The 19,140-nt window shown below is 39.8% G+C and carries 16 protein-coding genes; 11 read left to right on the forward strand and 5 right to left on the reverse strand.

Features of this window, described 5'->3' with window-relative positions; all coding sequences use genetic code 11:
- Positions 1 to 31 precede the first annotated feature (31 nt).
- The 8 genes from rpmG (at position 32) to L1283_RS09480 (ending at position 8,315) form a co-directional block, all read left to right on the forward strand.
- Positions 32 to 214: a 50S ribosomal protein L33 gene (gene rpmG, locus L1283_RS09445; protein WP_002998409.1), complete on the forward strand. Its 183-nt coding sequence runs from the start codon at positions 32 to 34 to the stop codon at positions 212 to 214.
- Positions 215 to 265: 51 nt separating this feature from the next.
- Positions 266 to 427 carry a DUF4295 domain-containing protein gene (locus L1283_RS09450; protein WP_070562566.1) on the forward strand — a complete coding sequence of 54 codons (162 nt, stop codon included), beginning with the start codon at positions 266 to 268 and terminating at the stop codon, positions 425 to 427.
- A 139-nt stretch (positions 428 to 566) separates the two neighbouring features.
- On the forward strand, positions 567 to 1,529 hold the full coding sequence (ftsY, locus tag L1283_RS09455; RefSeq protein ID WP_046672598.1) for a signal recognition particle-docking protein FtsY: 963 nt from the start codon (positions 567 to 569) through the stop codon (positions 1,527 to 1,529).
- A gap of 18 nt (positions 1,530 to 1,547) precedes the next feature.
- Positions 1,548 to 2,885 (forward strand): 30S ribosomal protein S12 methylthiotransferase RimO, encoded by a 1,338-nt coding sequence (gene rimO, locus L1283_RS09460; RefSeq protein WP_070562563.1) that lies wholly within the window; start codon positions 1,548 to 1,550, stop codon positions 2,883 to 2,885.
- Between the two features lie 362 nt (positions 2,886 to 3,247).
- The gene (bshC, locus tag L1283_RS09465; protein ID WP_429626071.1) at positions 3,248 to 4,837 is read left to right on the forward strand and encodes a bacillithiol biosynthesis cysteine-adding enzyme BshC; all 1,590 of its coding nucleotides are present in this window, start codon (positions 3,248 to 3,250) and stop codon (positions 4,835 to 4,837) included.
- A gap of 341 nt (positions 4,838 to 5,178) precedes the next feature.
- Entirely contained in the window at positions 5,179 to 5,472 is a 294-nt protein-coding gene (locus L1283_RS09470) for a carboxypeptidase-like regulatory domain-containing protein (RefSeq protein ID WP_254667657.1), read from the forward strand.
- Between the two features lie 123 nt (positions 5,473 to 5,595).
- On the forward strand, positions 5,596 to 7,911 hold the full coding sequence (locus L1283_RS09475; protein WP_429626072.1) for a hypothetical protein: 2,316 nt from the start codon (positions 5,596 to 5,598) through the stop codon (positions 7,909 to 7,911).
- Positions 7,908 to 8,315 (forward strand): hypothetical protein, encoded by a 408-nt coding sequence (locus tag L1283_RS09480; protein ID WP_333621308.1) that lies wholly within the window; start codon positions 7,908 to 7,910, stop codon positions 8,313 to 8,315. The genes L1283_RS09475 and L1283_RS09480 overlap by 4 nt, the downstream gene beginning before the upstream one ends.
- Positions 8,316 to 8,466: 151 nt before the next feature.
- Here the strand turns inward: L1283_RS09480 and ctlX are convergent, their stop codons facing one another.
- Entirely contained in the window at positions 8,467 to 9,417 is a 951-nt protein-coding gene (ctlX, locus tag L1283_RS09485; RefSeq protein WP_286898468.1) for a citrulline utilization hydrolase CtlX, read from the reverse strand.
- Between the two features lie 575 nt (positions 9,418 to 9,992).
- Here ctlX and gcvP point away from each other — a divergent pair.
- The 3 genes from gcvP (at position 9,993) to L1283_RS09500 (ending at position 14,769) form a co-directional block, all read left to right on the forward strand.
- Positions 9,993 to 12,866, forward strand: coding sequence for an aminomethyl-transferring glycine dehydrogenase (gcvP, locus tag L1283_RS09490; RefSeq protein WP_429626073.1), 2,874 nt, complete (start codon positions 9,993 to 9,995; stop codon positions 12,864 to 12,866).
- Between the two features lie 211 nt (positions 12,867 to 13,077).
- The gene (locus L1283_RS09495; protein ID WP_075990471.1) at positions 13,078 to 13,734 is read left to right on the forward strand and encodes a hypothetical protein; all 657 of its coding nucleotides are present in this window, start codon (positions 13,078 to 13,080) and stop codon (positions 13,732 to 13,734) included.
- A gap of 207 nt (positions 13,735 to 13,941) precedes the next feature.
- A complete protein-coding gene (locus tag L1283_RS09500; RefSeq protein ID WP_429626074.1) occupies positions 13,942 to 14,769 on the forward strand; it encodes an N-acetylmuramoyl-L-alanine amidase in 828 nt (275 codons plus the stop codon).
- A 72-nt stretch (positions 14,770 to 14,841) separates the two neighbouring features.
- Here L1283_RS09500 and idi read toward each other — a convergent pair whose 3' ends face one another.
- The 4 genes from idi to L1283_RS09520 form a co-directional block, all read right to left on the reverse strand.
- Complete coding sequence (gene idi / locus L1283_RS09505) at positions 14,842 to 15,381, reverse strand: isopentenyl-diphosphate Delta-isomerase (RefSeq protein ID WP_429626075.1); 540 nt, start codon at positions 15,379 to 15,381, stop codon at positions 14,842 to 14,844.
- Positions 15,382 to 15,457: 76 nt separating this feature from the next.
- Positions 15,458 to 16,771: a nicotinamide mononucleotide adenylyltransferase gene (locus L1283_RS09510; RefSeq protein ID WP_075990474.1), complete on the reverse strand. Its 1,314-nt coding sequence runs from the start codon at positions 16,769 to 16,771 to the stop codon at positions 15,458 to 15,460.
- Positions 16,772 to 16,850: 79 nt separating this feature from the next.
- Positions 16,851 to 17,393, reverse strand: a complete 543-nt coding sequence (locus L1283_RS09515; RefSeq protein WP_088159778.1) for an NUDIX hydrolase — start codon at positions 17,391 to 17,393, stop codon at positions 16,851 to 16,853.
- The gene (locus tag L1283_RS09520) at positions 17,393 to 19,129 is read right to left on the reverse strand and encodes a phospho-sugar mutase (RefSeq protein ID WP_429626076.1); all 1,737 of its coding nucleotides are present in this window, start codon (positions 19,127 to 19,129) and stop codon (positions 17,393 to 17,395) included. The genes L1283_RS09515 and L1283_RS09520 overlap by 1 nt, the downstream gene beginning before the upstream one ends.
- Between the last annotated feature and the right edge of the window lie 11 nt (positions 19,130 to 19,140).

The raw sequence follows: 19,140 nt of genomic DNA on the forward strand, positions 1-19,140 counted from the left end.
CCTATAATAGGATTCAAAATAAAGTAAAACAATGGCTAAAAAAGGAAATAGAGTACAAGTTATCTTAGAATGTACTGAACACAAAGAAAGTGGTCTTCCGGGAATGTCTCGTTACATCACTACTAAAAACAAAAAGAACACAACTGAGCGTTTGGAATTGAAAAAATTCAACCCAGTATTGAGAAAAGTTACTGTTCATAAAGAAATTAAGTAAGTCACACATCTTAGCACTTGAAAGAGAGGCTAAGTAAAATATTAATATACCATGGCAAAGAAAGCAGTTGCATCGTTACAAAAAGGTGGCGGTAAAGAATTTACAAAGGTTATTATTACTACTAAATCTGCAAAAACTGGCGCGTATACTTTCAAAGAAGGTATGGTTCACAACGATAAAGTGAAAGACGTCGTTGCTGCAGCTCAAAAATAACGAGTAGCATTTTCCTTTTTTAAAGTTTTTCTTTAAAAAGAATTCGATAAAAATAGCCGTTTTGGTATCCTACCGAAAGGGCTTTTTTTGTTGAGGACATTTGTTTATATTTGAACATCAATTTTCACTACTACACTCCATGGGATTATTTGATTTTTTTAAGAAAAAACCACAAACACAAGAAGAAGAACAGGCCTTAGACAAAGGTTTGGAAAAAACAAAAGAAGGCTTTCTTTCCAAGATTACAAAAGCTGTCGTTGGTAAATCAACAGTAGATGACGATGTGCTGGATAATCTGGAAGAGGTTTTGGTTACTTCTGATGTTGGGGTTACGACTACCTTAAAAATCATTGATCGCATACAGGCCCGTGTTGCCCGAGATAAGTACGTTTCTACTTCTGAGCTCAACAATCTCCTGAAAGAAGAAATTCAAACGCTACTGGCAGAGAACAATAGTGCTGATTTCGAGAATTTCAATTATGGCGATCATAAACCATACGTTATTATGGTTGTAGGTGTCAATGGGGTTGGCAAGACAACGACTATTGGCAAACTGGCTCATCAGCTGAAACAAGCTGGAAGCAAAGTTGTATTGGGGGCAGCGGATACCTTTCGGGCGGCTGCTGTTGATCAACTTAAATTATGGGGTGAGCGTGTTGGCGTGCGTGTTGTCGCTCAGGCCATGGGCTCGGATCCTGCTTCAGTGGCTTATGATACCGTGAAATCGGCAGTAGCAAATGGCGAAGATGTGTGTATCATTGATACCGCAGGCCGTTTGCACAATAAGGTTGGGCTAATGAATGAGCTCACGAAGATTAAGAATGTTATGCAAAAGGTTGTTCCAGGTGCACCACATGAAATCTTGTTGGTCTTGGACGCATCAACAGGGCAAAACGCCATTGAGCAATGTACGCAATTTACACAGGCAACCGATGTGAACGCTTTAGCATTGACGAAACTCGATGGAACGGCGAAGGGCGGGGTGGTTATTGGTATATCTGATCAATTTAAGATCCCGGTGAAATATATTGGTGTAGGAGAGAAAATTGGTGATCTTCAGTTGTTTAACAAAAAGGAATTTGTCGACTCCCTTTTCAAATAGAGTCTACCGTCTAATCATATGAAGACAAAATACGCGAAACCAGCCCCTTTGATAAATAAACCACGTGTCAATGTGGTAACCTTGGGCTGTTCGAAAAATATTCACGATAGTGAAGTCCTGATGGGCCAGTTAAAGGGCAATCAGATGGAAGTCGTGCATGAAGCATCCAATATACAAGCGAATGATATTGTCGTAATCAATACCTGCGGTTTTATTGATAATGCCAAACAAGAATCAATTGATGCGATCTTACAATATTCGGATTTAAAAGATCAGGGTAAAATCAATAAAGTGATCGTTACAGGTTGTCTTTCTGAACGATATAAGCCGGAGTTACAGGCTGAAATCCCCAATGTTGATGCCTTTTTCGGTACGAACGATTTACCGGAGCTATTGTCATCCATTGGTGCTGATTATCGACACGAGTTATTGGGTGAGCGCTTATTGACAACACCTTCGCATTTTTCTTACTTTAAGATCGCTGAAGGTTGTAACCGACCATGTTCTTTTTGTGCAATTCCCCTGATGCGTGGTAAACACGTTTCTAAATCCATTGACGATCTTGTCAAAGAGGCAAAATTTCTTGCGTCGAACGGCACGAAAGAATTGATTCTGATTGCACAAGACCTGACCTATTATGGCTTAGATATTTATGGAAAGCGCAATCTTTCTGATTTAATGCGCCATTTGTCAGATGTTGATGGTATCGAATGGATCAGACTGCAGTATGCCTATCCTTCGGGTTTCCCAATGGATATTTTGGACGCAATGAACGAACGTTCGAATATCTGTAATTACTTGGATATGCCACTACAACATATATCTGATCCGATGTTGAAGTCTATGCGAAGAGGTACAACAAAACAGAAACAGATTGATCTTGTCAACGCAATACGTGACAAAGTTCCAGATATCGCTTTGCGTACAACATTAATTTGTGGTTATCCAGGTGAAACTGAACAGGATTTTCAGGAGATGTTGGATTGGGTTGAAGAAACCCGTTTTGACAGATTAGGGTGTTTTACCTATTCTCACGAAGAAAAGACGCACGCACATTCTCTGGAGGACGATGTGCCACAGGAAGTAAAAGAAGGACGGGTGGAAGCCATCATGGAAATACAGCAAGGTATTTCGTACGATATCAATCAGTCTAAAGTCGGTAATACCTATAAAGTACTGGTTGATCGGGTAGACGGCGATTACTTTATTGGCCGGACAGAATACGATTCTCCGGAGGTCGACAATGAGGTCTTGATTCCCGCGGTAGATTCTTATGCACGCATTGGTGATTTTGTTCAGGTAAAAATCGACCGAGCTGAAGATTTCGATCTATATGGTGAGATTGTAAGGAAATAAGTATAAAAGCTTATAGATGATAATATAAACAAACGGGCCTCCCTTAGTCAAAGGAGGCCCGTTTGTTTATAGGCAATTGTCAGTAAAATGATATAATTTAAAAGCGGGACAAGCTTTTTGTGAAAATTCACTATTTTGTCGGGGCAAACTAGATACATTTGTAAACGTACAATCCCCATTTTAAACAATCTATAGCCGTTTAAAATCAGATTCAAGAAAGCCTGTAGTTTCAGGATGAATCAGCCTTCTGATTGAAATTGAAAATAGGTTCTATTAACGGAAAAGATTCACTGCCATGTCAGGTTGCTTTGGGGGATTTTCGTTATCAATTAAGAATAGAGAATAATTAATAAAATTTGCAGATGAAGGCAACTTATATTGAATATAGTGAAACAAATAGCTTCTCCAAGACTTTATTAGCCTATTTGGCACATGATGAAGCCTTAAAACCTTTTGTTGGGAATTGGCCTACCTGGGCTGGTTTTGAAAAGCAATTGAACGAAAAGAAGAAATTTGAACACAGGGAAATTCTTGTTGAGCGTCTTAAAAAACAATATGGCGAACTATTAAAGGATTCTCCTGCTGTAGCGGCCAATATAGAACTGTTGCTCGACCAAAATTCCTATACCATTACAACTGGGCATCAGCTCAATATTTTTACGGGGCCTTTATATTTTATTTTTAAAATCATGACGGCAATACGTTTGTCTGAAGATTTACATGCCAAGCATCCTGATAAAACGTTTATTCCAGTATATTGGATGGCAACTGAAGATCATGATTTTGAAGAGATCAACCACACCAGAGTCTTCGGTAAGAAAATTGCTTGGGATACTCCTGCTGTTTCTGCTACGGGGCGAATGGATACCGCAACAATCGTTGATGCTGTGAAGCAGTATACCAATATTTTAGGGCTTTCCGAAAATTCGACCAGGCTGACACGCATTGTAGAAGAAGCCTATTTGAACCATGATCGATTAGCAGATGCAACACGGTATATGGTCAATGAGTTGTTTAAGTCTTACGGTCTTTTGATCGTCGATGCAGATGACCGGGAATTGAAGGAACTGTTCAAGCCAATTATTAAGGAAGATATCTTATCTGAAAAAAGCTTTAAGGCAATAACAGCGCGATCGGAAGAGTTGGAATCAAATGGTTTCTCTACCCAAGTGCATGCTCGTGAGATTAATTTCTTTTATTTGACGGATGACTTTAGGGAGCGCTTGGTGATCGCTGCGGATGGTCGATACGAAGTATTGCACCAGAATATTTATTTTACGAAGGCTGAGCTTGAACATGAGATTGATCATTATCCAGAGCGTTTCAGTCCAAATGTGGTTATGCGTCCGATGTATCAGGAAATTATACTTCCCAATCTTGCTTATATTGGTGGTGGCGCCGAAATGGTCTACTGGATGCAACTGAAGTCTAACTTTGACCAATATCAGGTAGATTTTCCAATTTTGATACCGCGCAATTCAGCGATGATAACTGAGGACAACGTTGCGGCTAAATTATTTCGCGTTGATCTAACCTTTAAGAGTATCTTTCGTCCAGCAGAAGTGCTGAAAAAAGAATATGTTCGACGTCATACCAAAGAACGTTTGAATCTTAATGACGAATGGATGGAGCTGAACGCTATTTTTGGTAAGATAAAGTTACGAACCCACAAAATAGATCCAAGTTTAGGCCCTAGTACGGAAGCGGTAAAAGCGCGGTTAAAAAAAGCGATCAATAATTTGGAGAAAAAGCTGATGAAAGCCGAAAAGCGAAATCATCAACATGCTTTAACCGATATTGATAATGTGAAGGAAAAGCTCTTTCCTGGCGGAGGACTACAGGAAAGGTCTGAAAATTTTGCGTTACTCTATGTCAAATATGGAGATAACCTATTTAGGGATCTTTACAAATACTTTAATCCATTGGATTTTAAGTTTACAATTTTGTATTAGCAAGTCAGCTTCGGCTGACTTTTTTTGTGATATTATTGGGCAGAAAGAATTTTCAGTTTGCGTTCTTTTTGTTACTGTCTGCTAAATCATGATGTTTGCAGTATCGGGATATTTCTATCCCTATCTTAAAATACTTTTGTTGCCTTTTCCGGTATTGTCTTTTTTTCCTAAAGAAGTTTCATTTTGTTTATATACACGTTGAAATGCTTTGTTTATAATTTCATAATATTTCGTTTAGCTCCTGTTAACAGTTCCGATGTAGTTTTGCTTTCATTATCACAACCAACAACTAAATGAAAGAATTTCTACTTACAACGTGTGCCATCGCACTTTGAACAGGGTTGTACGCACAAACGACCCAAGCGGGGTTTTCCGGAAAGATTACGGACGAGAACAACAAAGGGGTTCATGGTGCTTCCATCGAAGTACGGAATGAATCGACCGGTTTCACAACGAAGACCTCAACCAATGCAAATGGTGATTTCAACTTTAAGGAGTTGCCTTTAGGTGGTCCCTATACCGTCAAAGTAACTTATATAGGTTATGGCGAACAAGTTCGTTCGGGATTTAATTTAAATCAGGGTGATATTGTACGCTTGACCATTCCTATTCAAAACACGTCGAATGTATTGTAAACTGTTGAATTAACAGGAATAAGTACGCTGAAGAATAAAATAGAAAATCTAGGTGCCGCTACCGCGGTTACAGCCAAGGATATCGCGAAGTTGCCTGTCAACGGCCGGAATTTTACGTCGCTAATGGATTTGTCTCCTTTGAGTAAGGGCGATAATATCGGTGGCCAGTTGGGCTCTTCTACCAATTTTACCATCGATGGTATGAATGCCAAAAATCCGACTTCTGCAGGTTCGACAACCAGCCGTAGCGGCGCACCTTTCTCCATTTCGATAGAAGCAGTCCGGGAATTTAAAGTGGTCACCAACCAGTATGATGTGACCTACGGAAGAGCGGGCGGTGGAACCGTTAGTGCGGTGACCAAACAGGGAACAAATCAAACGCACGGAAGCGCTTGGCTTTATTCAAGGGCCGATTGGTTGTCCAGTCCCTACGATATCAGAGGAAACAAACGAAGCAATGATTTTTCTACCTATCAATATGGATTTACATTGGGCGGTCCGATCATTAAAGACAAATTACATTATTTTGTTGCATGGGATCATCAACGGGATGCCCGCCCACTGATTATTGCGGATATCAATTCTCCCGCAGATGAAAAACGTTTCAATGTTACTCAATCTACCTTAGATGAGTATATTCGGATAGGTCGTGAAAAATATGGATTGAGTAATGATAGGCAATATGGTTCTTTCGATAAAAAACGTAATTCTGATGCTGTTTTTGGTCGTATAGACTGGCAGATCAATGAAAAGAACTTATTGACAATACGCAATAACTTTACAAGTGACCTCAATAAACTTGGTCTGGAGGATAATACCGCTATCAATTTATATGAATCATACGGAAATGACAAGAATATTGATAACAGTTTTTTAGCAACTTTACGGACTTCCATTTCCCCCAAGCTTACTAATGAACTGAAATTGCAACACCTGTATACTTTTCAAAAAAGTAGTCCTGGCGACATGTTGCCTAGTCAAAACATTCCCCGTGCCATTGTTGAGAATGTGGTGTCTACCATTGATGGAAGTAATCTGTCGACCAACATCCAATTAGGCGGTCATCGGTTTGCCCAGGAGTCCTTTAAGAATAATGTCGTACAGTTGGTCAATAACTTGTATTATAGCACAGACAATATCAATTATACTTTTGGTGTGGATTTGATGTATACACATGCAAATTCGATTTACGGAAGTGAAGTCAACGGACGTTTTCATTTTAGGGACGATGAGACCAATACGGCATTGCAAAATTTTGCAAACTTAAAACCTTACGCATTTTACCGGGAAGTTCCCTTAGTGGCAGATCCAACTGTTATTGGAAAGATATTTAATGCTGGTGCGTATGGACAGTTGCAGACTAAATTGGCAAAAGGATTGGATTTGGTTGCGGGACTACGATTGGATTATGGTCATTACCCAACCTCTCCACTGAATGAAGAATTATTGAAAGAAGTGGGGGTGCGTACAGATCACAAGTTGAAATCCTTTGTAGTACAGCCGCGTTTCCAGATGACTTGGGATGTGAATGAAGAAAGAAAAGATTTTTTCCGTGTAGGGGCAGGTATCTTTGCATCTGATATTAATAATTATATGACCATCAATAATTTAACTTTTGATGGGAAGCATTTCGCAACGGTAGATGTTCGCGGTAACGATGTACCTACGCCTAATTTTGTGGGGTACAGACAAGATCCGTCAAAAACGCCAACCTTGGTTCAATTTCAAGTGCCAACGATCAATACCTACGGAGCTGATGCGAAAATACCAGTGGTGTACAAGGCCAATGTTTCTTACACGCACTTCTTTACCGAAAAATTAAAAGCAAGTCTTTCAGGATATATGAATCTAGGACGCAACAACTACATGTATGTTGATCGTAATATGGTTCAAGATCCGTTCTTTAGATTGGCGAATGAAGATAATCGTGGGGTATTCGTGCCGGCGACGGCTATTGTCAATGGTGTTCCAGATTGGAAACAGGGAAGGATTTCCAATAAGTTTGGACGCGTGTTAGAACTGAACTCTGAGGGAAAAGTAAATCAGTTTGCAGTTGTATTGGATGCAAGTTATCAGTACTACAAAGATGGATCGATTTCTGTAAGCTACACGTGGAACGATGCGAAAGATAACACATCCTACAATGGAAATGTTGCCAATACAGCGACCTTATCGCTGGCGGTAAAAGATGATCCAAGAGATTTGAGTAAGATGAGTTATTCGAATAATCAATTCCGAAACAAAATTGTTATTTATGGTACACTACCTACATTTTATGGTGTCAGTGTAGGGGTTCGTTATTCGGGAATTGGTGAACACGCTACAGCTTACTTGCTGGAGGTAACATCAATGGCGATTTTGTATCCAATTCGAATGACTTGGCCTTTATTTTCGATCCCAATAGTACAAACACACCAAAAGCTTTGGCTGATGCCATGAATACCTTGTTGGCGAATGGTGAAGCCAGTCAAAGTCTGAAAGATTATATTAAAAAGTATGAAGGTAAGATGGCGGAAAGAAATGGTGGTATTAATGGTTTTTACGGTTTGATTGATTTAAGAATAGCTAAAAAATTCAACCTCTACAAAACGCATGCTTTGGAGCTTTCTGCAGACGTATTCAATGTCGCGAATCTCTTTAAGAAAACCTGGGGAGTCAATGAATCTTTAGGTAACCAATCGTTGTACGCTGTATCAAAAACCGCGGCAGCAAATGGTAATCCCGAAATTCCTGCATTTGACCCGGTTAAGCAACAGTTCAATTATAGATTGAACAACTCTGGTATTGTGTCACCTTCAGGAAATCCGTACCAATTCCAATTGGGATTGAGGTATTCGTTCTAAATTGGCTGGAGAAATTAGATTGTTTTAGAAAAGGTAATGCCCCTTTGAGCAATGGCTTCAAGGGGCATTTTATTTGTTTATTCGTAAGCCTAAAGTGGTAGAGTAGACCTGCTAAAAGGATGTTTTCCGCTAGCATCGTGATATTTGATGGTTAGCTCAGTATTTTTTCTTTCGGAAGAAAAACTTCGGCCATCATGTGACGCACACTTCCGCCACCACAGGTCTCGATAACATGTAGATCCTGATGGATGATTTTACCATGCTTTTCTAATTGCGCTGTTTGGTATAAAGTCAATGAGGATAAAGCCTGATTGCTCAGGACAATAAACCGATTCCCATATTTGTTTCTCACTTGGAGGCAGTTTGCCGCAAAAGATTCGAGTTGGTTCTCGTTGATTTCAATGATCTCCTTGCCTGTATCTTTCAAACTTTTCAGTAGGGTTTTGAGCTCGGCGGGATCGTCAATTGCCTGCGGACATAAGATGGCAAAGTCTTCGCCTACGGCTAGCACCACATTGGTGTGATAGATAGGTCTCCGCTCTCCATGGACAGTTTGGAAGGCGTGAAATACAACAGGTGTATAGTTTTCAGTTCTGCAATATTCATCGAGCATACTTCTGTCCGCCCTTTCGGATAAGGCACAGTAGGCTATACGGTGAGCTCGGTCCAAAACGAGTGCGCCAGTGCCCTCCAAATATTGTTTATTGTTTTCGGCTTCACTGAGATCTTTAGTTAGTTTTACATAATAACCGTTTTGCTTCAACGGACCTTCGAAATCCAATAAATGTTCTTTTCGACGATTGGGAGCAAACATAGGATAAAAAATTATTTTTCCATCCTGATGAAAGGAGACAATATTATTGGGGAATATACTGTCGGGGCTTTCTGATTTCTCGTCGTCCTGAATGACAGTCACCAAAATTCCATGTGACTTCAATTCATTTACTAGCGCGTCGAACTCTCCTTGCGCTTCTTTGTTGACTTCTTCTATACTGAGATTTTCGATATCCTTTTGGAAGAAATTGTTGACCGCAGTCTGTTCATTTTTACGGAAGACAGAGGGTCTTACTAAAAGAACGCTGTCTGTTACCTGTTTTCTCATGGTTTATAATCGTTACTTCGCTGTTTTATATTCGTTAAAAAGAAATGATATTCGTTTTTTGTGATAATTTACATTTGTCAAAAGAGATCCTTCCCTAGCTGGATAATGTTTTCTTTGTTAAGATTCCTGATAGCAAAATACCCTTGATATCAGTTGTTCTTTGCAAAAAAGTGTATATCGTTATTTCGAAGTCACTTTACAATTGGTACATATACTAATTTATTGAAAATTCATTGGCATTGCAAAAAAGAATAGTGAAGTAATGAAAGAAATGCGTAGGTGAAATAACAGATAACCCGGTGTTTTTTTTAAATTGTAGCAAGCGATTGTTGTATTGTTTGTTATATTTATAATGAACAATCTGTATGTTTGAGGTTATTCCAAAAATTAATTGACAAAGACAATCGATTGCATTTCAGTAGCTCAGTAAAACTGACTTTTTATCCACTTTTTTGCTTCGTTTTCAGTCATTTATTTTGCTATCTTTGCTCATCCAAAAAACGACTGTTTATAAGAGAGTTAATTGCCTAATTATTATGTCGCTAACTATCTATAAGCGTTAACTTTTTGCACACATGAGCAATATACACTTCCAAGAAAAATTCGAAAGTCGCCACAATGGCCCAAGTCCAGTTGAAGCGAATGAAATGTTGGCTAAATTAGGCGTTTCGTCAATTGACCAACTTATTGACCAAACGGTCCCTTCTCAAATTCGTGCTCCAAAACCTTTAAATCTTCCTAAAGCATTGTCTGAGGTAGCCTATTTAAAGCGTATTGCGGAAATCGCTGAGAAAAATAAAGTTTTTAAATCTTTTATTGGTCAAGGTTACTACGATGTGATCCTTCCGGGCGTCATTCAACGAAATGTATTTGAAAACCCAGGATGGTATACGCAGTATACTCCTTATCAGGCGGAGATCGCACAAGGTAGGTTACAAGCTTTATTGAACTTCCAGACTGTAATTTGTGACTTTACTGGTTTAGAAATAGCAAATGCTTCTTTGTTGGATGAAGCTACGGCTGCAGCTGAAGCCATGTTTATGCTTTATTCAGCTCGGAAAAATAAAGATGCTAATGTATTCTTGGTGTCGGACAATGCCTATGCGCAGACGGTTGATGTTTTGAAGACCCGTGCCTTGTCTTTTGGTATTGAACTTAAAATTGCGGCTATTGCTGAATCAGAATTAACAGATGATGTATTTGCTGCATTTGTTCAATATCCTGCAGCGGATGGTTCAATTGTTGATTATAAATCATTTGCAGCTACAGCTCACAGTAAGCATATTACCGTATGTGCTGCGGCAGATTTGATGAGTTTAGCATTGTTAACGCCTCCTGGAGAATGGGGTGCAGATGTTGTTGTTGGTAATTCGCAACGTTTTGGCGTACCGATGGGCTTTGGTGGTCCTCATGCAGCATATTTTGCGACACGCGACAGCTTCAAACGTAATATCCCTGGTCGTATTATTGGTGTTACTTCCGATTCAAATGGAAAGTATGCATTGCGTATGGCTTTGCAGACTCGTGAACAACATATCCGCCGTGATAAAGCTTCTTCAAATATTTGTACTGCACAAGCTCTTTTAGCGATTATGGCTTCTTTCTATGCCGTGTACCATGGCCCAGAAGGAATCAAAAATATAGCATCACGTATAAATGCTTTGGCCAATCTGTTGGATCAAGCATTACAGTCGTTGGGTTATACGCAATTGAATGCAGCTTATTTTGATACACTACGTGTAGACTTAGGTGCTCATGCTGGTGCTTTGAAATCTGAAGCATTAAATAACGAGTTAAACTTCTATTATAATGGTTCGGAAGTTTCAATTGCTATCGACGAAACAACCACATACGAAGATATTAAGACGATTATCAAAGTATTTGCTAAAATTCAAGGTAAAACATTGAATGACGTAGATTTCGATGCATTAGAAGAGAATTTAGGTTCTTCAATTCCTGCCGATTTAGTACGTACTTCTGCCTACTTAACACATCCAAATTTTAATAGCTATCATTCTGAACATGAGATGTTGCGCTATATCAAATCGTTGGAAGCAAAAGATTTATCGCTTTGCCACTCGATGATTCCATTGGGCTCATGTACGATGAAATTGAATGCTACAGCTGAAATGGTGCCAGTTACTTGGGCGAGATTTGGCGGTTTGCATCCATTTGCTCCTGCAGATCAAACTTCTGGATATATGCAAATGATCGGTGAATTGAACGATTGGTTGTCTGAGATCACTGGTTTTGCGAAGATGAGTTTCCAGCCAAATTCAGGAGCACAAGGTGAGTACGCTGGTCTGATGGTTATCCGTGCTTACCATGAGAGCCGTGGTGATCATGGACGTAATATCTGTTTGATCCCTGCTTCTGCACACGGAACCAACCCTGCTTCTGCTTCTATGGCAGGCTTAAAAGTGGTCGTTGTGAAATGTGATGAATTAGGAAATATCGATATTCCAGATTTAAGAGCAAAAGCGACTGAACATGCTGCAAACTTGAACTCACTGATGGTGACTTACCCTTCTACACACGGTGTATTTGAAGAGTCGATCATTGAAGTCTGTGAAATTGTTCATGCAAATGGCGGTCAGGTTTATATGGACGGTGCGAACATGAATGCACAGGTTGGATTGACAAGCCCAGGGCATATTGGTGCCGATGTTTGTCACTTGAACCTCCATAAAACATTCTGTATTCCTCACGGTGGTGGAGGTCCAGGTATGGGACCTATCGGTGTTGCAAAACACTTAGTTCCTTTCTTACCTAACCACGAAGTGGTTTCGACTTCTGGTGAAGAGGGTATCTCTGCTGTTTCTGCAGCTCCATTTGGTTCAGCATCAATCTTGCTTATTTCCCATGCTTATATTTCAATGATGGGTGGTGAAGGCTTGACAAATGCGACAAGAACCGCAATATTAAATGCAAACTATATTAAGGCACGTTTAGAAAATGCGTATCCAGTACTTTATTCAGGTACTAACGGACGTTGTGCACACGAAATGATCTTAGATTGCCGTGGATTCAAAAACTTTGGTATCGAGGTTGCAGATATTGCAAAACGTTTAATGGATTATGGTTTCCACGCACCGACTGTTTCTTTCCCTGTTGCAGGAACATTGATGGTTGAGCCTACTGAATCTGAGTCTAAGGCTGAATTGGATCGTTTCTGTGATGCATTAGTTGCTATCCGTGAAGAGATCGCTGCGGTTGAAGCAGGAGACGTGGACCAAGCTAACAACGTACTGAAACATGCACCACATACAGCTTCGGTTGTAACTGCAGATGAGTGGGACAGACCTTACAGTCGTCAAACTGCCGCATACCCATTGGAGTATGTAAGAGAACGTAAATTCTGGCCTTCAGTAGGTCGTGTGAACGACTCTCAAGGTGACCGTACATTGATTTGTTCGTGTCCTTCAATTGAGGAATACGCCGAAGCATAATCTCGGTAGTTATAACGGAAGGCCTCTATACTCGTATAGAGGCCTTTTTTTGTGTAGCGCAGTCCCATTCGGCAGTACCTAGGTAATGCAAGTAACAGGTAGAAATTTAGGTCGCGCCTTAAGGGCTAAAGATCGTATGCGAACAGATTTTAAAATTTAGATTAATTATATTATTTTGTTCTTTTTAGCGTTTTAATTAAAACTGATAATCATGAAAAGACAATGGAAAGTAATGCCTGTTCTCTTAGGACTGGGCCTTTTGGTCGCGAGCTGCGGCAACAGCAAATCCAGTGAAGGTGGTGAAGATGCTAAGGAGAAAGAGGCTGGGATTTCGGATGTAGTTAAGGGAGTATCCAACTTGGGTAATCTGAGTGATGGAGCAAAAAAATTGGAAGACCTTCAAGCCAAACTTAAATCCGAGAAACCCTTAAGTTCGGAAGAGTTGAAGGCTTTTTTACCGGAAAGCTTAGATGGTTTAAAAAGAACGTCCTATTCTGGCGGATCAATGTATGGGGCAGAGGTTGTATCTGGAGAGGCGACATATACTGTAGATAACCAAAAGGAAATTAAAGTCAATATCATTGATGGCGCGGGCGAGACAGCTTCGGCAATCGTGGGCTTGGCGCAAATGGGCTTCATGGTAGATTCAGAGAAAATTACAGATACTGAAATAGAAAAAACTGGCGAATTTGAAGGTAAACGAGCAAAAACAACAGATAGCAAAGGAGTGGAAGGCTCAACGGCAAAAAGCTCCGAAATAAGTTATCTCGAGAAAGACCGCTATCTGATTACCCTTCGGGGGAATGGGTATAGCCTCGACGAGCTGAAAGGATTTTTGGCAAAATTGAACCTCAGCGCACTGAAATAATAGAAAATATAATTTCAGTTAAGCAGGAAATGCATAGTTGATATGGGAAAGGCTCAAACATTGGTTTGGGCTTTTTTTAAAGCAGGCAGCGTTGTTTCGCAATGTATAAGAAAAGGATATTTGGAAATTATGTCGAACTATAGGACGAAGCTAATAAATTTGTTTTTGTTGGCAAATTTACCTTAGTTTGTGCTGAAACATTTCAATATGAAGATACTAAAATTTTCCATCAATCTTTGTGTCGCAACAGCATTATTGGCTTCCTGTGCGGGAGGTAAATACGCGAAGACTGAAAAGGTATATAAGAAGCAAGCAAAAGAATTGTCAAAACTCTATAAACAATCGCCTGTTACCGGTCAATTGGAGAAGGTGAATGTCAAAGATCAACAATGGATCGCCTCGATTAATTTCGGTATCCGTAAGCCCAATTTTGTTGTTATTCATCATACAGCACAGGATTCCTTGGGACAGACCATCCGTACATTTCATTCCGCGAAAGCAGGTGTAAGCTCCCATTATGTGGTCGGTCGGGATGGGAAAGTAGTGCAGATGGTCAATGACCTCTATCGTGCGCATCATGCGGGCTTGGGGAAATGGGGCAATGATACGGACCTCAATTCTTCTTCTATTGGCATTGAGCTAGACAATAATGGGACCACTGACCCTTGGACTGATGCACAGATAAATGCCTTGACGCAGTTGCTGGCCTATTTAAAAACGACTTATAGAATTCCGCAGGCAAATTTTATTGGACATATGGATCTGGCACCAACTCGAAAAAACGATCCATCACGTTTTCCTTGGAAAAAACTGGCTGATCAAGGATTCGGTTTTTGGTATGAGGACTATTTAGAGACGCCTCCAGCAGACTTTAATCCGAAAATGGCATTACGTATCATCGGATACGATGTGAGTAACCCGGATGCAGCAATAAAAGCATTTAAGATTCACTACATTCAGCAGGACGTAAATACAGCGTTCATGGGAGAGAATGACCTTAAGATTCTGTATTCCATCTATAAAAAATTCTTATAGTGCTTCACCAAACGAAAGAAAAAAGATCCTGCTTTTTAAAAGGCAGGATCTTTTTTGTATGGTATATGACCGTTATAATTTGTTTTTATATATACTGAAATACGTATCAAAAGCACGTTCATAGATGAGTTTGAACCAGGGCGTAAACTGCTGGGGTGCCTGTTGTATTGCATCTTGAATTTCCTGCCGATTCAAGTATTTTGTTTCGGCAACTTCTTCTTCGTTAAATTCTGGAGTTCCATTAAATTTTCCAAATAAGACATAATCGAATTCATGCTCCGTAAGTCCGTTGTCAAATTGAGCCTTATAAACGAACGAGAAGGTATCTTGAAGGTCCATTGCTATAATGCCCAGTTCTTCCATTAAGCGCCTTTTGGCGGCGTCTACGTTACTTTCTTCCAGGCGCTGATGCGAACAGCAGCTATTAGTCCAAAGTCCGCCACAGTGGTATTTACTTAATGCTCTTTGTTGCAGGAGCAATTCGTCTTGCTCATTGAACAAAAATACACTAAAAGCACGGTGCAATAGCCCCTTTTCATGGGCTTCATATTTCTCCATGCTACCAATCATCCTGTCATTGCTGTCAACCAGTATTACATTTTCTTGCTTCATAAGGCACAAAAATAAATATAGCCCAATTTAAGAAAATTGGGCTATATAATAAATTATAATTTTGGAGATAATCTGCTTATACGGTTTTTACAAATTTCTCATCGTAATTTTCAATATCTATGATATAGCCGTTTTTAATTAAGAATTCAAATAAAGGTTTGGCTTCTTCAGAAACCGGCATATTGTGCGTTGTAATAATCTTATTTTCTTTTTTCAAGAGATAAGGATATGCGTAGAGTTTCACATTTTTATTGAACATCCCCGAGATATAGGAAAGAAGTTCATTGGTGTATAACTCTTTATTATAATTATCTGAATTGAAAATGTTCTTTAAATTGTAAACGTTGGTTGCAATTCCAATGTTCTTAGGCTTAAAGTTGCTTATAAACTCGGCTAAATGATTATTTCTTCTAAAGTTGCTAACGATAATATTATTGCCTGTCGCACATAGTTCGTCAGCCCTAGAAGCAAATTCTTGCAGGTCTTCATCTGTAATTTCATGTGTATCTTCCAACACATTTCCCATCAGGACTTCAATTAATACAATGGTGTCTGCGTCAGTTGCACCCGTATTTTTTTTGAACTGTTCAACGGCAAGATTGAAGAGATCAAAGTTTGGAAGGGATTTCTGACGGTATTTGGTACGAAGTAAAATAATGTTCTTTTTGTACAGATAATCTTTGATTTGTACCGCTTTACCATCAGGCTGGAATATTGCGGCTTTAGCAAATCCTTTTGCAATCAGGTATAAGTTGATTAGACGTTGGTTGACGTTTTCAAATAGAGGCCCGTTTAATTTAACCAGGTCAATCTCAACGGAACCAACAGAAAGGTTATCGACCAATGATTCGATCATGGTCTGCACATTGTCTGTATAATAATAAGCCGCAAATAATAGGTTTACACCAATTATACCTAAAACTTTTTGTTGCAATTGGTTGTCGCTGTCTAGTAGTCTTACATGGACAATGATATCATTTGTAGGGCCTCCAACTTCATGTTGGAAGCGAAGTCCGATCCAGCCGTGAGGTTCATTTGTCTTGGTGAAATTGAGGGTTGTTACCGTATCTGCAAAAGCAAAGAATTTTTTGTTGCAGTATTTATCGCCATGAAGTCGTTGGGTAAGAAGATTGAATTCATGGGAGAGCATTTTCTTTAAACGTGTTCTGCTGACATATCGACCATCAGCCTCTTCACCATAAATTGCATCACTGAAAGCCATGTCGTAAGCTGACATTGTTTTAGCAATTGTGCCTGATGCTGCTCCTGCGTTGAAAAAGTTACGTGCGACTTCCTGTCCAGCACCGATCTCTGCAAAGGTTCCATAAATCTCTGGGTTTAGATTTATTTTCAGGGCCTTTCGCTTGGTTTCAAAAATTTCTCTTGCCATGATGCAAAGGTACAAAAATCAGCAAGCTAGTGAAAATTAAAAGTATGAATGAAAAAAACAGAATAAAATTAGGCTTGTTTTATAACAAGCCTAATTTGTTGAAAGCATAGAATAGCGCACTAGCATGTAGTGCCTGACTGAATTTGTTGTCCAGCAACATGCTTTTTGCTTCTTCAAGCGGTATACGATAAACATCGATTTCTTCATGTTCATCTAATGCCTGTTCCTGAACTTTTTTACCCCCCGTCATCAGATAGGTATAGGTAATATTGCCACTTGTCGCCGGGTTGGCATAAAGCGTGGCGATTTCTTCAATCTGATCAAATTGATAGCCTGTTTCTTCAAGCATTTCACGCACAGCAGCATGTTTAGGATCTTCTCCTGCTTCTGTTGTCCCTGCGGGAATCTCCAATGAAATAATGCCCGCTCCATGGCGGTATTGCTTAATGACCAGAAGTTCGTTCTGCTCAGTAATTCCAATCATATTTACCCAATCTGGATACTCCAGTACGTAATAATGGTCATTGATCCGTCCATCCGGAAGCTCACAGGTATCTCTGCGCAGTGTAGCCCAAGGCTCTTTACAGATATATTCAGAGGATAATAGTTTCCACTTTTCCATTAGCTTACAATATCTTTCATCATGCGGTCAACCTTTTCTTCCAAAATAGTTTGTACATCGAAATAATCAGCAGTATCTTTCAAGCTTTCTTTTACAGAACAGTAAAATTTAATCTTGGGTTCAGTTCCCGATGGTCTGGCAGAAATCACATCGCCATCTACTGTTATAAATTGCAATACATCAGATTTAGGCAATGAGATCGCTCTTCTCTCCCCTGTACTCATATCTGTGATTTGGGAAAGCTGATAGTCCCTGATTTCTTTGACTTTTATTCCACCGAGTGTGGTTGGTAGATTATGACGTAAGCCATTCATCATGGCTTGAATTTCTTCGGCACCAGCCTTTCCTTTTTTAGTTAGGGAAATGAGCTTTTCTTGATAACAGCCAAATTCTTTGTAGATATCTAATAGAACTTCGTAAACTGTTTTTCTTTTTGTTTTGAAATAGGCGGTCATTTCGGCTAGGAAAGCACAAGCGTTTGGAGCGTCCTTGTCACGCACTAGATCGCCTACTAGATAGCCATAACTCTCCTCTCCGCCTGCAAGATATTGTGCTGAATCACCTAGGTTGGTAATCAATTCACCAATATATTTGAAGCCTGTAAGTGTTTCATAATGTTTTACACCATAGTGATCTGCAATATCGGATTGTAAATTACTAGTTACGATAGTTTTTACAATATATGGATTCGATCCGAGTTGTTTTAGTTCACTTTTTGCACTGAGGACATAGTATATCAATAAACTGCCGATCTGATTACCATTGAGCAGTTGAAATTGTCCCTTATTATTTTTTACGGCAATCCCGACACGATCAGCATCGGGATCTGTTGCCAATACAAGTTCAGCATCAATTTCTTCCCCTTTTTTCTTTGCTAAGGCCATTGCATCTTCCTCTTCGGGGTTTGGATAGATTACCGTTGGAAAGTTGCCATCGGGCGTGGCCTGTTCAGCAACGACTGAAACATTTTCAAATCCCCAGGCTTCTAGCATTTTAGGAACAATGGTAATTCCGGTACCATGTATCGGCGAAAAAACAATTTTCAAGTTTTTTTGAGCCAGTACCGCTTCCGGATGAATACTTAATGTTTTATTGGCATTGATATAGCGCTGATCGATTTCTTCCCCAACAGGAATGATGTTTTGCGTATTCCCGTCAAATTCAATAGCGCTCACTGAACTGATTGCGTTTACTTCGTCGATTACATTTTTATCATGAGGTGCAGTCAGCTGGCAGCCATCGTTCCAGTAAGCCTTATAACCATTGTACTCCTTTGGGTTGTGTGAAGCCGTTAGCATAACACCGCTCTGACAGCCGAAATGACGAATGGCAAACGACAACATTGGGGTCGGGCGCAATTCGGTGAACAGATGTACCTTGATGCCGTTGGCGGCAAAAACGTTGGCAACCAGCTGGCCAAATGCCTGCGAATTGTTGCGGCTATCATAAGATACCGCTACTTTAATCTCCTGATCTGGGAATTGTTTCTTTAAATAGTTGGCTAATCCTTGCGTGGCTTTGCCGATCGTATACTTATTCATACGATTGGAGCCCACACCCATAATGCCCCTTAAGCCACCGGTTCCAAACTCAAGATCCTTGTAAAAAGAATCCGTAAGTTCTGTCTCTTCATTATTGTCAATTAAATCCTGAACTGCCTTTCGAGTTCCTTCATCATAACTTGGGGTTAACCAATCTTCGATTTTCCTTTGTATGTCTTTATCTAAATTTTTCATTATCGTTAAGT

Source organism: Sphingobacterium sp. HSC-15S19 (assembly GCF_050433745.1).
Taxonomy (GTDB): Bacteria; Bacteroidota; Bacteroidia; order Sphingobacteriales; family Sphingobacteriaceae; genus Sphingobacterium; species Sphingobacterium siyangense.

Coding starts and splice junctions, on each gene's coding strand:
- gcvP (WP_429626073.1), top strand. CDS start 9,993: ATGAGCAATATACACTTCCAAGAAAAATTCGAAAGTCGCCACAATGGC.
- bshC (WP_429626071.1), top strand. CDS start 3,248: ATGAAGGCAACTTATATTGAATATAGTGAAACAAATAGCTTCTCCAAG.
- L1283_RS09480 (WP_333621308.1), top strand. CDS start 7,908: ATGAATACCTTGTTGGCGAATGGTGAAGCCAGTCAAAGTCTGAAAGAT.
- L1283_RS09500 (WP_429626074.1), top strand. CDS start 13,942: ATGAAGATACTAAAATTTTCCATCAATCTTTGTGTCGCAACAGCATTA.
- L1283_RS09515 (WP_088159778.1), bottom strand. CDS start 17,393: ATGGAAAAGTGGAAACTATTATCCTCTGAATATATCTGTAAAGAGCCT.
- rimO (WP_070562563.1), top strand. CDS start 1,548: ATGAAGACAAAATACGCGAAACCAGCCCCTTTGATAAATAAACCACGT.
- L1283_RS09520 (WP_429626076.1), bottom strand. CDS start 19,129: ATGAAAAATTTAGATAAAGACATACAAAGGAAAATCGAAGATTGGTTA.
- ftsY (WP_046672598.1), top strand. CDS start 567: ATGGGATTATTTGATTTTTTTAAGAAAAAACCACAAACACAAGAAGAA.
- rpmG (WP_002998409.1), top strand. CDS start 32: ATGGCTAAAAAAGGAAATAGAGTACAAGTTATCTTAGAATGTACTGAA.
- L1283_RS09450 (WP_070562566.1), top strand. CDS start 266: ATGGCAAAGAAAGCAGTTGCATCGTTACAAAAAGGTGGCGGTAAAGAA.
- ctlX (WP_286898468.1), bottom strand. CDS start 9,417: ATGAGAAAACAGGTAACAGACAGCGTTCTTTTAGTAAGACCCTCTGTC.
- idi (WP_429626075.1), bottom strand. CDS start 15,381: ATGAAGCAAGAAAATGTAATACTGGTTGACAGCAATGACAGGATGATT.
- L1283_RS09510 (WP_075990474.1), bottom strand. CDS start 16,771: ATGGCAAGAGAAATTTTTGAAACCAAGCGAAAGGCCCTGAAAATAAAT.
- L1283_RS09475 (WP_429626072.1), top strand. CDS start 5,596: ATGGATTTGTCTCCTTTGAGTAAGGGCGATAATATCGGTGGCCAGTTG.
- L1283_RS09495 (WP_075990471.1), top strand. CDS start 13,078: ATGAAAAGACAATGGAAAGTAATGCCTGTTCTCTTAGGACTGGGCCTT.